The sequence below is a fragment of the Belliella alkalica genome (assembly GCF_022549785.1).
Taxonomy (GTDB): domain Bacteria; phylum Bacteroidota; class Bacteroidia; order Cytophagales; family Cyclobacteriaceae; genus Belliella; species Belliella alkalica.
Genome location: NZ_JAKZGO010000017.1, coordinates 1 through 15,080 on the forward strand (window position 1 = coordinate 1; position 15,080 = coordinate 15,080).

A 15,080-nucleotide genomic window follows, 5' to 3' on the forward strand; every position below is an offset into this window, starting at 1 on the left:
CGAATCCCGTTCGACTTGCATGTATTAGGCCTGCCGCTAGCGTTCATCCTGAGCCAGGATCAAACTCTCCATTGTAAAGTTTTTTGTAGAGATCTTTATAATCTCTTTGTTCCTGACGCCAATGGATATATATTCTCTATCTATTATTGCGAAACTAGCCCTAAGGCTTTGTCTCTGTCTCTTTGTCTTACAGTACTTCAATGAACTTATACACCGACTTTCCGGTGTCTTGAAACCCTCTCAGGCCTTATTCCACAAACCCTCTTCCGAGTTGGGTTTGCAAAGGTAGAAATGTTTTTTAAAACCGCAAAAAAAAGATTGAAAATATTTAATTCTTTTTTGCCCTCGCTGTGTTTCTGTGTCAACCTTGCCCCCGTTTGGGATTGCAAAAGTGCAACTTTTTCCCAACTTTACAACTACTATACTCAAAGTATTTTTACAACATTACCAAAATACCTGAAAACCAATTAGAAAAGTTTTGAAATAAAAACCGCTCAAGCTATTTCTAACTTGAGCGGTTTCAAATCTCTCCCTTTAAAAGCTTACAAAGGTTTCAAAACAATATTTCTCCAATATACTTTGATACCTCCACCATCATGGATCTGAAGTAAAATACCCCCCTCTCCTTGTGAAATTTTTTCATCTTCCAAATCTACCATCTCTTCACCATTTAAATACGAGGTGATCCTCCCTTCATTAACTACAATTTTCATTTTATTCCAGTCTCCATATTTTAATGCCTTTTCCTTTTCTGCCTCAGGCTTTATCAACCACCCTCTTCCATAAGATTCATAAATACCTCCTGTATGCAGATTTGGAGGAGCGACCTCCACCTGCCAGCCAGAAACGGTAGTTCCTTCCACAGTGGACCTAATGAAAACTCCAGAATTGCCATCTGCCTCTTGCTTGAACTCAAGGTTCAATTCGAAGTTTTTGTAACTCTCGTTGGTCCCGAGGTATCCATAAGCTTTGTCAGGACCACTCTCAGAAACTAGCAACCCATCTTCAACATACCATTTCTCTGTACCATAAATAGTCCAGCCATTTAAATCTTTGCCGTTGAATAAGGAAATCTCAGTATCTGACTTGCAGCCCAAAAAAGCCAATACCAAACAACAAAAGAAGCAAGTTGTAATTAAAGTTTTCATAGTCTCTTTATTTTAATGTTCTTGAACCAAACTGCACTACCATGATCTTGTAGGCCAATCAAGCCTGTTTTAGACATGGCATAATCGGGGTATTCATCCCATTTACCACTATTCTTTCTTTGATTCCAATCTTCTGAATAAGGAACGAACTCAACTGTTTTCTTCCCATTCAACCAATAACTGGCACCTTTTTCGGAAAATACAATCTTGGAGGAATTCCATTCGCCTGCTGACTTTACTGCTCCTTCGAAATCCGGATCATACATTGCATAATCAGCTCCAATTGATTGCCACAATTCCAACTTTTGAGGGAAACCTAATTGATCGATAACTTGATATTCTGGAGCTGTATAATATGGTGCTTTATATTGCTCCCCTTCCACTACATGATAAAAAACACCACTGTTACCCCCTTCACCAATTTTCCAATCAAACTCCAATTCAAACTCAGAAAACTCAACTGCTCCAAATACGATATCACCTCCTATATCTCCACCAAGACCAAGACCTTTCAAAGCCCCTTCTTCTACTGTCCACCCTTCTGGAAAACTATCTCCATTGTAAGCTCTCCAACCATCTACATTTTCACCATCAAACAAAAGCATCCAACCTTCGGCTTTTTCTTCATCTGTTAATGTATTGTCTTCTCTGACCTCAACGGGTGTCTCTTCTAAACTTTCTGTCTTTTTTTCGGAACTACAGGCCATCAGCAATGCAGTTATACCCAAATAGATTAACTTCTTTTCCATATAATTATAAATTTTCTTTTTCGTGGTAACATAAAACCTCACAAGACTTACTATTTACTCTAGATTTAAAACTTTTGTGAGATGAAATTTCTGCCTATACTATTTTCATGTTTACTGGATCCCAGTTGATGAATTTGTTTTGAAAGTAACTGTCATTACATAATAATGCTGGCGCTGCTGCCCTGAAACCAAAAACAGGGTCTTCTGCCACTTCCCCGTCTGTCCTAATGGCGTGGAAAAAATTACCAAAATGATCATAATGTGCACCTTTGTATTTTTTCTCAGCGGCATAGACAGTTTCGCGAGGAGGGAGAATTTTAGCCCTTGTGTCTGTTTCTCCTCTCAAAAGTGCTTGCTCTTTCAAGAAAGGATCTTCTTCCAAAGCTGCTCCACCATTGAGTTTGACAACCACTTCTTCCCATTTCACATCCATTGAACCCTTCGTGCCCACAATTCTAAGATATGTAGTTCCACTTGTACCATCTACAAAATTACACCTTAAAGAAAGATTGAACCCAGGATGCTTTTCTGATTTTGGATAATTGAATATACCCAAAAGGACGTCAGGCACTTCCCTGCCATCTTCCCAATATCTCAATCCTCCCATGGCAGAAATCTTGTCTGGGCCATATGAATCTGTAATAAAATGCAGACTAGAGAAAAGGTGAACGAATAGGTCACCAGACATTCCCGTACCATAATCAAGGTAATTTCTCCACCTAAAAAATCTCAATGGATCCCATGGTTTCTTATTTGTATTTGAAATAAATTTTTCCCAATCTACAGTTTGTTTATTTCCATCTTTTGGGATGTTATATTGCCATGCGCCTTCAGGGGAATGCCTTGCCCAAAAACCTTCAGCATAAACAATATCCCCGATAGCTCCTGCAGCCAAAAGCTCCTTAGCTTTTTCATTTCCCAAAGAGGAAACGCCTTGACTCCCTACCATCATCACTTTACCAGACTTTTTCCATTCTTTGATAACATCCTCACCTTCTTCTACAGAATGTACCATGGGTTTTTCGCAATAGACATGCTTACCTGAATTCAAAGCATCTATACTGATCTGCTTATGCCAATGATCAGGTGTGGCTATCAGCACCGCATCAATGTCATTTCTTTTCAAGATCTCTGTGTACTCCTTTGTCAAGAACAAGTCTTCTCCCCATCTATTTTTTGCATCTTCTAACCTTCCTTGATAAAGATCGCAAACAGCAACTACTTTGACATTAGGGTGCATTAAAGCTGTCTGCATGTCCTGAACCCCCATAATTCCAGCTCCAATCAGAGCGAGGGACAGTGGTTTTTCATTTAAATCAAAATGATTTCTAGTCAAAATCATTTTTGATGGAGTACTTTCAGCAAAAACCATAGGAGTAACTGCTGCCGCAACACCAGTCACCCCTATTTTTTTGAGAAAATTTCTACGGTTATTTTTCATGGATTCAAAAATTTCATATTACTGGTTAAATATCGATTAAAAGTTAAGTAATTTTTTTAATAAAGTTCACTTAATTTTATAAAAATATTACAAACGGTATTTTTACACAATTAAATTGATTTATCTAAAATCACAATCTAATTGCGTGATCTTGAGTTAGGGTTAAAAAGTAAAATTGTGGTTCAAATAGATTGGAGTCACTAATTTTTCAGGCTAGATCGATGGACAATTATGAAATTATCAGAAAACTAAAATTAGGAACTAGCTAATCAAATCCATTTACTAACTAGTATTTAAGAAAGGATAGAAAAAAATAAAACCTACATTTGCATTAAATCAATAAAATTACATGAAATTTTCTGACTTAGGTTTTTCTCCAGGTATCCTTGAGGCTATTGACAAAGCACACTACGAGAATCCCTACCCAATCCAAGTAGAAGCTATTCCAGCAATTCTTAAAAAAAGAGATGTACTTGGAATTGCTCAGACCGGATCTGGGAAAACAGCATCCTACATCCTTCCTATTTTAGAAGCAATACAAAAAAAAGAAATTAATAAAGGAAGAAGCATTCCTGTTCTTATCATCGTGCCAACTAGAGAATTGGCTGCCCAAGTAGAAGATGTAATACGGGTCTTTAGTGAACACTTACCAAGAAAAGTGAAAAGCATGGCAGTCTTTGGGGGTGTTTCCATCAATCCTCAAATGATGAAGCTAAATGGCACAGATATATTAGTAGCTACTCCTGGTAGATTATTGGATCTACTCTCAAAGAATGCTATATCAATCTCAGATCTAAATACGCTAGTATTGGACGAGGCAGATAAAGTTTTGAATTTGGGCTTCAAGGAGGAGGTCGATGAGATTTTGTCTCGCTTACCAAAGAAAAGACAAAATATCTTGTTTTCCGCAACAATGGAGGATTCTGTGGCACTTTTGATAGACAAACTGCTCACGGATCCCATTAAAATCGAAATCAAATCTGAAGAAATTACTCCAGATCTCATAGCACAATCAGCATATCTTGTCAGTCAAGAAAAAAAGGGGCCTCTTTTAAGACATTTGATTTTAGACGGGAACTGGAATCAGGTCCTGGTATTTACCTCTTCGATAAGAGCGGCTGATAACTTAACGGCAAAACTGAATAAGAATGGGATTCAGGCGATGGCTTTTCATGGAGACAAAAGTCAAGGGGGCAGAACTGAAGCTTTGAAACAATTCAAAAGTGGCGCACTCCGAGTGCTTGTTGCTACTGATTTGGCCGCTAGAGGAATCGATATTAAATTTTTACCATATGTTGTGAATTTCGAATTACCTAGATCTCCAAAAGATTATATCCACAGAATTGGCCGTACAGGTCGGGCAGGATCAGAAGGAGAAGCTATTTCTCTTATCACAGAGGAGGATAGACATCACTTTAAAGTAATTCAGAAAAAAATGAAAAGGTGGGTGGAATTGATTGACTCAGAAAATATTGATTTTTAGTAAACCGCTAAAATCCGCAACATATTGTAATAATCAGTTGATTTATATTGAGAAAAAACCTTCCAGGTTTTACTTGATTAATTCTAACAACTAATTGAAAATCATAAAACCTGATAGGATTTATGATTTTAGTGAATCAATCGCATTTATAAAAAATCCCTTCTGAAATTAATTCAGAAGGGATTTTTGTTTGTTTAAGGATTCAATTTGGATAAAACATCTTTTGCTTCGTGCCATTTCAACCTTGGCCCAAATTGGCTGACAACTTTTGAACTAGCCATAGATGCAAGTTTTCCACTTGAAGCATAAGAATGTCCATTGGTGATCCCATACATAAATGCACCCGCAAACATATCACCTGCTCCATTGCTATCAACGGCTGTAGTAGCATAAGGCTCAATGTCAATAAAAGTATCCCCATCATAGATCATAGCGCCATTTTTCCCTTGCGTAATCACAAAATGTTTAGCTACCTTTTTCAATTCCTCACGAGCTTCTTTGAGGTTATCCTTCCCTGTGTATAGCATCGCCTCTTCCTCATTGGCAAATAGCACATCTACACTATGGCCAATTACATCATCAAATGCTTCCTTGAAATACTTAACCATCGCAGGGTCAGAAAAAGTCATTGCCACTTTCACACCATTTTCCTCGGCTATTTTTTTAGCATGACGCATAGCTGCCTTTCCGTTTTCGGAAGTCACTAGATACCCTTCTATGTAGAGATATTTAGAATCTTTGATCGCTGACTCGTTAACATCTGCTATAGAGTAGGTCTGTGTAATTCCTAAAAACGTATTCATAGTACGTTCAGCATCTTCGGTCACCATCACAAGACATTTTCCTGTAATTCCCTCTTCAAGTTTTTCTGGATTCAAATTATTATCAACACCCGCTTCCTTCATATCTGCAACAAAGAATTTCCCCAATTCATCATTTGCCACTTTGCAGGAATAATATGATTTACCACCAAATTGACTCACTGCAATCACTGTATTGGCTGCAGATCCTCCACATTGTTTTTTTGCTTCTTCGGTATTGATCACCTGCATCAAACTATTCTGACGGTCTTCATCTACCAATGTCATCAAGCCTTTTTCAACTTGATTATCAATAAAAAACTGGTCTTTTACTTTAAATTCAATATCTACAAGTGCATTTCCAATGCCTGTTACGTCGTACTTCTTCATTCTCAATTTATTTACTTTTTATTATTTTCATTTTAATACGCTCGCTATTCCTCCTATTACCACTATTGACCAAAAGGTGAGTGTGTTAAAATTATAGCATTTAATTTCGTCGATTGTCTATTTCTTTTGCTTTATGAATTTCAGGAATCCTCATTCGTATGTTTACTCAAAAATCAGGTGTCTTTCGAATGGCTTTTCTCTATCAAACAAAAACCTGTAGGTATGATGCGTCTTGTAGATTTCAGCATTCAATTGCTCACATACGCGCATCATTTTTGGATTGAAATCCCCAATCCAATTCATTTCGATTGTTTTATACGGGAAAGAATCATGTTTTGCGAATTTCTCATTGTAAGCCATTATCATGGCACTTTCCACACCTTTTCCCTGAAAATCTGGCACAACACCAAATACAAGACCGAGCATTTTGTTTGGGGGATTGAAAATCTTGTTCCAAACAAACTTCAATTTCCCTATCAAGTCCATTTTCCCATTGACATATTTGAAGAGTTGATTAATCTCTGGGATATTGATGAAGAAAGAAACTGGTTCTTTTTTATAAAAACCAAAGTAAATCAACCTCCCATCCATGATCGGCTTCATCTTTCCAAACATCAGTTGTGTTTCACGTAATGTCAGACTTTTCCCCATATGTCTGGCCCACGCCTTATTATATACTGTCATGAAATATTCAGGAGCCTTTTCAGAAAGTTCTTTTCCAGAAATATGCCTAAATTCAAAATCTGGATCACCGATTATTTTATTGGCTCTTTCTATCATTTTCTTATCAAATCCTACACCTTGTACAGGACGCATATAGGTGAATTGCTTAAAGTAAATCTTGAAACCATAAGCTTCAAAAAAATCCTTATAGTAAGAGAAGTTCCAAGGCATATTGTAATTAGGGGGAGAGAATCCTTGGACTAAGAGTCCCCACCACTTATCCCTTTCTCCAAAATTGACTGGCCCATCCATGGCTTCCATTCCTTGTTGAGCAAGCCAGTTTTTGGCAGTATCAATTAACAAAAATGCTGCTTTTTGGTCATTGATACATTCAAAAAAACCCATGCCTCCTGTAGGCTGCTTTTCTTTCCATTTAGGATTTACAAAAGCGGCTACCCTTCCGATAGTTTTTCCTTTATCATTCAAAAGTAACCATCTGCTTGCTTTTGCTCCAAGTTTGAAAAGCTTGTTGGTATCGGTATGAAATAGACCCTCAATATCTTTGTCCAAAGGCCGGATCCAGTTGGGTTCATTTTTGTACAACTGAACCGCCATTTCTATAAACTCCTTTTGATGCGCAGGGCTGCTTACTTCTACAATCTTCATGCTTTACTTTTGATTAAGAAAAGCCAAAAATAAGCATATAATCTTAAAGTCCGAGGTAATTTAAAAAGAGTCAGGCCTCAAAATCACTATGGATGATTCTAAGGCCTGTTGTATAATAAGCAAATACTACTACTGCTTCGGAGCCAAATTTGGAAAATCTGTAATTATTCCATCAACACCCATATCTAATAGTTTTTGCATTTGCTCTGTGGTATTGACTGTCCATGGGATGATTTTCATACCTTTCTCCTTCAATTCTTTGACAGTCTCTTGGTTGAGTGCCACGAAATATGGGGAATAGATCTGAGGCTGAAATCCAAGTTCCTCCAGTTGCGCTTTAGATTTGGTCGCATCTGTTATCAACATTGCCAATGTTACATCTGGATATGTTTGGTTGTAGTATTTCAAAACCCTGAAATCGAAAGATTGGATATTCACCCGCTCCCAAGAAACACTCGAATCGATCAATTTATAAACCATATCTGAAAACTCAGCTGGAGCAGGATGATAAGCACCATCGCCTTCGACGCTACTTTTGATCTCAATATTATAATAAGGTGAAGGCAGATTATGATCTGCCACATATTTTTCTACTACTTCAAAAAGATCCTTGAGTCTAGGTTTAGTGACATGAAATTTCACTTGTTGAGGAAAACCAGCATGAAATTTCGTCCCAGAATCGTATTTTTTCACCTCCTCAAAAGTCATCTGGTAGATATTATGGCTTTTATCACCATCTTTTATTTCACTTCCTTCTGGGGTAAAGCAAATCAAAGGATTCATATAAGGTTCATGCGACACAATTATTTCCCCGTCTTTTGTCACAGCCAAATCCAATTCAAGTGTAGTAACCCCCAAATCCAAAGCCTTGATCATAGCTGGAATAGTATTCTCAGGCATCAATCCCCTTGAGCCTCTGTGGCCTTGCAGGTCGTAAGAAAACTGGGCTTTGGAGATCATGGGGATAAAAATTAAAGCAAAAAGGAGTGATTTTTTCATGTTTTTTGTTTGCAAATTACGCTATGTCTGAAAACAAAAAATCATCACAATATGAATTAATTGTGATGATTTCTTAATCTTATCTTTTTAGGAATTCAAGACATCCCCATACAAGTCAAATTCTGTAGCATCTGTAATCTTGACATCTACAAAATCACCAACTCTACAATAATGCTTGGCTGCGTCAATAAGCACTTCGTTGTCAACTTCTACAGAATCATACTCTGTCCTACCCACAAAGTGTCCACCTTCCTTTTTATCAATCAAAACTTTAAAGGTTTTGCCGATTTTCTCTTGGTTGAGGTCATAAGAAATCTGCTCTTGAATTTCCATCAGGTGATTTGCCCTGGCTTGTTTTTCCTCTTGTGGAATAATGTCTTCCATCGAGCCAGCATGTGTATTTTCTTCGTGAGAATATGCAAAAACACCCAAGCGCTCAAATTTCATCCTCTCAACAAAGTCAACCATTTCCTGATACTCTGCTTCTCCCTCACCAGGGTGTCCTGCTATCAAAGTAGTCCTGATAGCGATATCTGGCATCACATCCCTGATAGAATGTATCAATTCTTCCTGCTTCTCCCTAGTCGTACCCCTACGCATTGTTTTCAATACTGAAGTGGACCCATGCTGCAATGGAATATCTAAATAGTTGCAGATGTTTGGTCTTTCTTTCATGACGTCGATCACATCCATTGGAAAACCAGTCGGATATGCATAATGTAATCTGATCCAATCAATGCCATTTACATCTGATAGGGCTCGCATCAAATCCGCCAATCTTCTTTTCTTGTATAAATCAAGACCATAATAGGTTGAATCTTGTGCAATCAAGAGCAATTCTTTGGTTCCATTGGCAGCTTTGTGTTCAGCTTCTTTTACCAAGTCTTCAATAGAGCGTGAGATATGACCTCCACGCATCAATGGAATCGCACAAAAAGAACAAGGTCTATCACAACCTTCAGAAATTTTCATGTAAGCATAATGGGAGGCATGAGTCAATAAACGCTCGCCTACCAGTTCATGCTTGTAATCTGCTTTGAATTTTTTCAAAATAGCCGGCAAATCTCTAGTCCCAAAAAACGCATCCACTTGAGGTATTTCTTTTTCCAAATCATCCTTATAGCGCTGAGAAAGGCAACCGGTGACATAAACTTTATCCACCAAACCTTGCTCCTTTGCATCTACATACTGGAGTATTGTGTCTATAGACTCCTGTTTTGCATTGTCAATAAACCCACAGGTATTGATGATAATTATATTGTTATCGTCCTTATTTGATTCATGGCTGGCATTGATGCCGTTGCCTTTAAGTTGTGTCAAAAGCACCTCTGAGTCAACCAAATTTTTGGAACACCCCATGGTGATGATATTGACTTTATCTTTTTTTAATGTTCTCGCTTTCACTGATATCTTACTTTGGGGGCAAAGGTAAGGAATTTAAAGGAACTTGTGGTTCTTCTATAAATTGGAGACTTCAAAAATGTTTAATCATTCAATTTCCTGAAAAATATCTAAAAAGTATTGAAATCATATTTTGAAAATATAAACCCGCATCAGAAGGTCACACAAGAGTCTGTATTACCAAAATATTAACAATCTTAGATTGGATTGCCTTTTATTTAAAACATCCTTAATGATTTGTTTGCTTCGGATGAATAGAATCTTTCTACTTTTGAACTCGTACAGCAAACGAACATTTTTTCAACTCCTTGCATTACTTTTTAGCGTCGATGTGAATCGACGCTTTTGCTTTTTTCATGAATTTAGTGCCATAAAAGATTTACAAAGAGCCTGTACAAAAATTCTATCCCAATAGTATCAGAGCAGCAAAAATCTTTCAACACAGAAAAAGTATAGGCGGCTTTTTTCAAACTTAAAACAATTTTCAAGTCCTACAAATCTATATTTATCTTCTTACTTTTCAACTTTTAAAATCTTCAATTCCGCCCTCTATTTCCATCCTTGTGGGCTTTTCTTGACCATTTTTTTGTATTCTGATGGCGTCATTCCAGTGATCTTTTTGAACTGAGAAGAAAGGTGTTGCACTGAGCTATAATCTAATTTGTAGGAAATTTCGCTCAAAGAAATTTCTTCATAAAACAGACTCTCTTTTACTTTATCGATTTTAAGGGATATGAAGAATTTTTCAATTGTAACTCCTTCAATACTGCTAAAAAGATGGCTCAACTTACTGTAATCTTCATTCAAGATCGATTTGATGTATTCTGACAAACTAAATCCTGAGGGAATTTCTTCTTTTTGCAGTAATTGGTGAAGACTTGTTTTTATTTTCTCTATCTTTTTGACGTCCTTATCCTGCAAGATTTCAAAACCCATCTTAATCAAACCCTCCTCAAAAACAAGCATTTCATCTTTGTTTGGTTTTTCTTGAAAAAACACTTTCCCGAGAACCACCTTTTCAAAAGCAATGTGTTTATCAACCATTAGGTTTTCAACAGCCATTACGCATCTTGGGCAAACCATATTTTTAATCTGAAGCTCTACCATTTAGCTAATTTAACGAAAGATTCCCGATGCGAAGGAATCTTGCCTCAAATCGTTCGGAAATTGAATAGAAAACTCTATTTTGTGACATTAAAATAGACCCATTATGGATAGAGAAATTTTCGCAGGTACTCCTGTAGTTTTTGATCGGAAAAACTATAATGATGAAACCTTACTTGATCTCTACAGATCATTACTTTTTCCAAGGAAAATTGAAGAGAAAATGTTGATTTTACTCAGACAGGGAAAAATATCGAAATGGTTTAGTGGATGGGGTCAAGAAGCAATTTCAATAGGTGCAGTAAATGCACTTGAAAACGATGAATTCATACTTCCAATGCACAGAAATTTAGGCATTTTTACAGGAAGAGGGATTCCGCTTGAAAGGCTGTTTGCGCAGTTTCAGGGGAAGAAATCAGGCTTTACAAAAGGACGTGATCGATCTTTCCATTTTGGAAGCAGAGAGCATCATATAGTTGGGATGATCTCACATTTGGGACCGCAATTGGCAATCGCTGACGGAATTGGATTGGCACACAAGTTATCAAAAGAAAAAAAAGTCACACTTGTTTTTACCGGAGATGGTGCTAGTTCGGAAGGCGATTTCCATGAAGGGTTGAATGTGGCAGCAGTGTGGAAGTTACCAGTTATTTTTGTGGTGGAGCACAATGGCTATGGATTGAGCACACCAAGTGAGGAGCAGTTTGCTTTTCGGTACTTTACAGAAAAAGGGCCAGGCTATGGAATGGAAACTGTCAGGGTAGATGGAAACAATGTGTTGGAAGTATATGATTGCATCAAAAATCTAGCAGAAGACATTAGAAAAAACCCAAGGCCAGTGTTGGTAGAGGCCATCACATTTAGGATGCGAGGGCATGAAGAAGCTTCGGGAACCAAATACGTCCCCAAAGAACTGATGGAAACATGGTCGCTCAAAGATCCCGTGGAGAATTACGAGAGATTTCTATTGGAATCGGGCGTATTGAGTCCTGAGAAAAATGAAAAAATGATTTCAGAAATCAAATCTGCAATCAACAAAGGGCTTGATATAGCTTTTGCCGAGAGCGCTATTCAACCAAATTCAGAAGAAGAGTTAGAGGATCTCTTTTTCCCATTTAAGCAAAAGGAGATCATCCCTTCAAGCAATCAAAGGACAGAGAAAAGGTTTATTGATGCCATCTCTGATGGACTGAGGCAGTCTATGGAAAAATACCCCAACTTGGTCTTGATGGGACAGGACATTGGTGAATATGGCGGTGCATTCAAAATCACAGATGGTTTCAAGAATAAGTTTGGAGCTGAAAGGGTAAGAAACACACCACTTTGTGAAAGTGCTATCATCGGTGCTGGACTTGGGCTTTCTATAAAAGGCTACAAAGCCATGGTAGAGATGCAGTTTGCTGATTTTGTCTCTGTAGGATTCAATCAAATCGTGAATAACCTCGCAAAGATCCATTATCGCTGGGGGCAAAATGCAGATGTAGTCATCCGGATGCCAACAGGCGCAGGTGTGGCTGCTGGCCCATTTCATTCCCAATCCAATGAAGCTTGGTTTTTCCATACACCAGGTTTGAAAATCATTTATCCTTCCAATCCATATGACGCCAAAGGATTGCTGAACGCAGCTTTGGAAGACCCTAACCCATACTTGTATTTTGAGCATAAGGCACTTTATAGGTCTCTTTCAGCTGAGATCCCTGACGACTACTATACCATAGAAGTAGGAAAAGCCAAACTTGTATCAGAAGGCCAAGAAGTTTCCATTATTACCTACGGGATGGGAGTTCATTGGGCGAAAACAGCAGTAGAGGAATTGGGAATTGAAGCAGATATTTTGGATTTGAGGACATTACTTCCTTGGGACAAAGAAGCAGTCAAAGCGACAGTTGAAAAAACAGGGAAAGTAATTTTCTTACAAGAAGATTGTCTGACAGGAGGCATAGGTGGAGAAATCTGCGCATGGATCTCTGAACATTGCTTTGAATTGCTGGACGCACCTGTGATGCGGGAGGGTAGCTTGGATACTCCTGTGCCTTTTGCTCCTAACTTGGAGAAAAATTTTCTTCCGGTAGAGCGGTTTAAAGAAAAGTTATTGAGGCTTAAGAGCTATTGATGGAGAGAAGCGAGAAGCGAGAGACGAGAAGCTAGACAGATTTGAGAGCTCCTAGAGAGCCCTAATTTGCAAACATATGACAAAAATGTAATAAATGGGGTTGCCATCAAGTCCCAAGCGAATTCTAGATTCATGATTCGGAGTTTAAAATTAAAAAACTGTAGAATATTGAATTTTAAATGTCGAATCATGAATTCCCACAAGAAAAACATGTCTCAAAAAAACAATGAATAGATTGCATACTATTTTCAGAACGTTACAGACTTTGCGAACCTTGCTCCTTTGCTGTGCTTTGCGAGAAGCCGAGAGAGTAACAAACGCCTGAAAAGATTCTTCCTTATTTATCTTATTTTTAATAAATTAACATTATGGAAGCGAAAGATGAAAAAAACATCGTGAACGAACCTTACACTGCATATGGATCATATTCGTATGCCGATTACCTTTCATGGGATTTGGAGGAAATGGTGGAATTGATCAAGGGAAAAATATTCAAACAAGCAGCTGCTCCTAGGAGGGTTCATCAAGAAGTTTCTGGAACAGTTTCAAATATGCTTTTTAATTTTCTTCAAGGAAAGAAATCTAAAGTATTCACGGCTCCATTCGATGTAAGACTTCCTGTAGAGTCAAAAAAGAATGAAGACATTTATACCGTCGTCCAACCTGACATCTGCGTCATCTGCAATTTGGAAAAACTGGACGAAATGGGTTGTGTAGGTGCACCAGACTTGATTATAGAAATACTCTCTCCGGGCAACAACCAAAAAGAGTTGATCAACAAATATGAGGTCTATGAAGAAAGTGGTGTCAAGGAATATTGGATTATTCATCCTTCTGAAAAAACGCTATTCACATATACATTGATGGATGGAAAGTATGTCCCTTCCAAACTTTACACCATTGGCCATAAAGTAGAATCTACGGCCATCAAAGGTTTTGTGTTGGATTTGGAGCAGGTTTTCGAGGGCTTGGATTATTGATTTTCCTTTTTCATTACGATTGTGTCCAGAAAATCAATTTCGATCTTAGTTTTCTTGTCGGGTTTTTCATTGGTGTGTTCATGGAAGACAAGTTTTCCCGAAACTCTTTTTGTACCTAGTTCTGGAGAAATACCAATTCTTTTCAATTCGTCCATTTCGACCTGCTTCACATAAGACAAATCATCTACCACAAAATAATCAATTCTTAATTCAAGGTCTCCTTTTGCATAACCTTGCACCTGATGCTGAAATTCAGACGTGTTTCTAATTATTTTTCTTTCAATTGTTTTTATTTGATAAGTTTCAATATTGACCCAATAGTTGATATGCCCATTTTTACCTTTAAAAACTAACTTGACGAATTTTTCTCCATCAATTTCTTGCAGCTCTTCAAAAATCCAATTTAAAACTTTTTCTGTCTCTGGTTTGTAAAGCAACTGCTTTTCTATTCCATTTTTATTAATCAAGAAACTATATAAATATGTGTCATGAACATATCCAAGTCTACCATTAGGGAAATTAAAGTTCAATAAATCTCCAACAGAATTATGCGAATATTTTTGTTCTCCTTCTATTTTGATGAATTTCCTCAAGTAAGCATCATCATTATTGATAAACTCATTCCTACCAGTAGCTTTTCTAAAACCTTGTGAATCATATAAAATTTCGACCTCATAATTAAAAGTCGCTTCACCATCTTCAACTACCTTTTCAGAATAACTTGCTAATCCCGTATAACTTTTGGTGTAGAAAGTTTTATCCACCATGTCTATGGTCTTGAGATAGAAATCAGATGGACTGATCCCAATATCCACAACGGAAACCCCGCTCAATTCAATATCATATTCCTCTAGCAAGACCTCATTAATCTGATCAGGTTTGAGTTTATTGATTTGCAAGACCTTCACATCATATCCCATAAAAGACACTTTGACCTCATCATTCGAATATTTGGAAGGAATTGTTAAGGTACCAAGCCCATTTTCATTTGTAACAACTCCTTGAAGTGAATTGCTGATTTGAATATGTGCATACCTCACCGGTTCAGCATCCGCCGCACGCTTGACAGCAAAGGTGTAAGTTTGGGCATCAACTTCCCAAGTAATTAACATCAATAAGACCAGAGAAAAAACGTATTTCACA

Annotated in this window: 12 protein-coding genes and 1 rRNA gene; 3 read left to right on the forward strand and 10 right to left on the reverse strand. The window is 37.5% G+C overall.

All coding sequences use genetic code 11. The annotated features are described in order from the left end of the window. The 4 genes from MM213_RS16480 to MM213_RS16495 all read right to left on the reverse strand — a co-directional run. Nucleotides 1-75: ribosomal RNA gene (locus MM213_RS16480) — 16S ribosomal RNA — on the reverse strand; the annotation flags it as partial. Between the two features lie 467 nt (nt 76-542). Beyond that, the gene (locus MM213_RS16485) at nt 543-1,148 is read right to left on the reverse strand and encodes a 3-keto-disaccharide hydrolase (RefSeq protein WP_241414000.1); all 606 of its coding nucleotides are present in this window, start codon (nt 1,146-1,148) and stop codon (nt 543-545) included. Further along, nucleotides 1,145-1,897, reverse strand: coding sequence for a 3-keto-disaccharide hydrolase (locus MM213_RS16490; RefSeq protein WP_241414001.1), 753 nt, complete (start codon nt 1,895-1,897; stop codon nt 1,145-1,147). Before MM213_RS16490 ends, MM213_RS16485 begins: the two co-directional genes overlap by 4 nt. A gap of 94 nt (nt 1,898-1,991) precedes the next feature. After that, nucleotides 1,992-3,338, reverse strand: coding sequence for a Gfo/Idh/MocA family protein (locus MM213_RS16495; protein WP_241414002.1), 1,347 nt, complete (start codon nt 3,336-3,338; stop codon nt 1,992-1,994). 349 nt (nt 3,339-3,687) lie between these two features. Here MM213_RS16495 and MM213_RS16500 point away from each other — a divergent pair, with 349 nt between their 5' ends. Beyond that, complete coding sequence (locus MM213_RS16500) at nt 3,688-4,821, forward strand: DEAD/DEAH box helicase (protein ID WP_241414003.1); 1,134 nt, start codon at nt 3,688-3,690, stop codon at nt 4,819-4,821. 194 nt (nt 4,822-5,015) lie between these two features. Here the strand turns inward: MM213_RS16500 and MM213_RS16505 are convergent, their stop codons facing one another. From MM213_RS16505 to MM213_RS16525, 5 genes are all read right to left on the reverse strand, one after another. After that, nucleotides 5,016-6,011 carry an adenosine kinase gene (locus tag MM213_RS16505; protein ID WP_241414004.1) on the reverse strand — a complete coding sequence of 332 codons (996 nt, stop codon included), beginning with the start codon at nt 6,009-6,011 and terminating at the stop codon, nt 5,016-5,018. Nucleotides 6,012-6,173: 162 nt separating this feature from the next. Continuing rightward, a complete protein-coding gene (locus MM213_RS16510; protein WP_241414005.1) occupies nt 6,174-7,340 on the reverse strand; it encodes a hypothetical protein in 1,167 nt (388 codons plus the stop codon). 129 nt (nt 7,341-7,469) lie between these two features. Next, nucleotides 7,470-8,339: a glycerophosphodiester phosphodiesterase family protein gene (locus MM213_RS16515; protein ID WP_241414006.1), complete on the reverse strand. Its 870-nt coding sequence runs from the start codon at nt 8,337-8,339 to the stop codon at nt 7,470-7,472. Between the two features lie 87 nt (nt 8,340-8,426). Beyond that, entirely contained in the window at nt 8,427-9,743 is a 1,317-nt protein-coding gene (rimO, locus tag MM213_RS16520; RefSeq protein ID WP_241414007.1) for a 30S ribosomal protein S12 methylthiotransferase RimO, read from the reverse strand. A gap of 546 nt (nt 9,744-10,289) precedes the next feature. Continuing rightward, on the reverse strand, nt 10,290-10,847 hold the full coding sequence (locus MM213_RS16525; protein WP_241414008.1) for a helix-turn-helix domain-containing protein: 558 nt from the start codon (nt 10,845-10,847) through the stop codon (nt 10,290-10,292). A 103-nt stretch (nt 10,848-10,950) separates the two neighbouring features. Here MM213_RS16525 and MM213_RS16530 point away from each other — a divergent pair, with 103 nt between their 5' ends. Together MM213_RS16530 and MM213_RS16535 are read left to right on the forward strand one after the other, a co-directional pair. After that, entirely contained in the window at nt 10,951-12,957 is a 2,007-nt protein-coding gene (locus MM213_RS16530; protein ID WP_241414009.1) for an alpha-ketoacid dehydrogenase subunit alpha/beta, read from the forward strand. Between the two features lie 368 nt (nt 12,958-13,325). Continuing rightward, entirely contained in the window at nt 13,326-13,937 is a 612-nt protein-coding gene (locus MM213_RS16535; protein WP_241414010.1) for a Uma2 family endonuclease, read from the forward strand. On the opposite strand, the gene MM213_RS16540 is transcribed toward MM213_RS16535, so the two are convergent. After that, complete coding sequence (locus MM213_RS16540) at nt 13,931-15,079, reverse strand: peptidase associated/transthyretin-like domain-containing protein (RefSeq protein WP_241414011.1); 1,149 nt, start codon at nt 15,077-15,079, stop codon at nt 13,931-13,933. The genes MM213_RS16535 and MM213_RS16540 overlap by 7 nt on opposite strands. Nucleotide 15,080 lies beyond the last annotated feature (1 nt).

What these genes read in the sequence shown, in the direction of transcription:
- MM213_RS16485 (WP_241414000.1), bottom strand. Translation starts at nt 1,148, where the DNA reads ATGAAAACTTTAATTACAACTTGCTTCTTTTGTTGTTTGGTATTGGCT.
- MM213_RS16490 (WP_241414001.1), bottom strand. Translation starts at nt 1,897, where the DNA reads ATGGAAAAGAAGTTAATCTATTTGGGTATAACTGCATTGCTGATGGCC.
- MM213_RS16495 (WP_241414002.1), bottom strand. Translation starts at nt 3,338, where the DNA reads ATGAAAAATAACCGTAGAAATTTTCTCAAAAAAATAGGGGTGACTGGT.
- MM213_RS16500 (WP_241414003.1), top strand. Translation starts at nt 3,688, where the DNA reads ATGAAATTTTCTGACTTAGGTTTTTCTCCAGGTATCCTTGAGGCTATT.
- MM213_RS16505 (WP_241414004.1), bottom strand. Translation starts at nt 6,011, where the DNA reads ATGAAGAAGTACGACGTAACAGGCATTGGAAATGCACTTGTAGATATT.
- MM213_RS16510 (WP_241414005.1), bottom strand. Translation starts at nt 7,340, where the DNA reads ATGAAGATTGTAGAAGTAAGCAGCCCTGCGCATCAAAAGGAGTTTATA.
- MM213_RS16515 (WP_241414006.1), bottom strand. Translation starts at nt 8,339, where the DNA reads ATGAAAAAATCACTCCTTTTTGCTTTAATTTTTATCCCCATGATCTCC.
- MM213_RS16525 (WP_241414008.1), bottom strand. Translation starts at nt 10,847, where the DNA reads ATGGTAGAGCTTCAGATTAAAAATATGGTTTGCCCAAGATGCGTAATG.
- MM213_RS16530 (WP_241414009.1), top strand. Translation starts at nt 10,951, where the DNA reads ATGGATAGAGAAATTTTCGCAGGTACTCCTGTAGTTTTTGATCGGAAA.
- MM213_RS16535 (WP_241414010.1), top strand. Translation starts at nt 13,326, where the DNA reads ATGGAAGCGAAAGATGAAAAAAACATCGTGAACGAACCTTACACTGCA.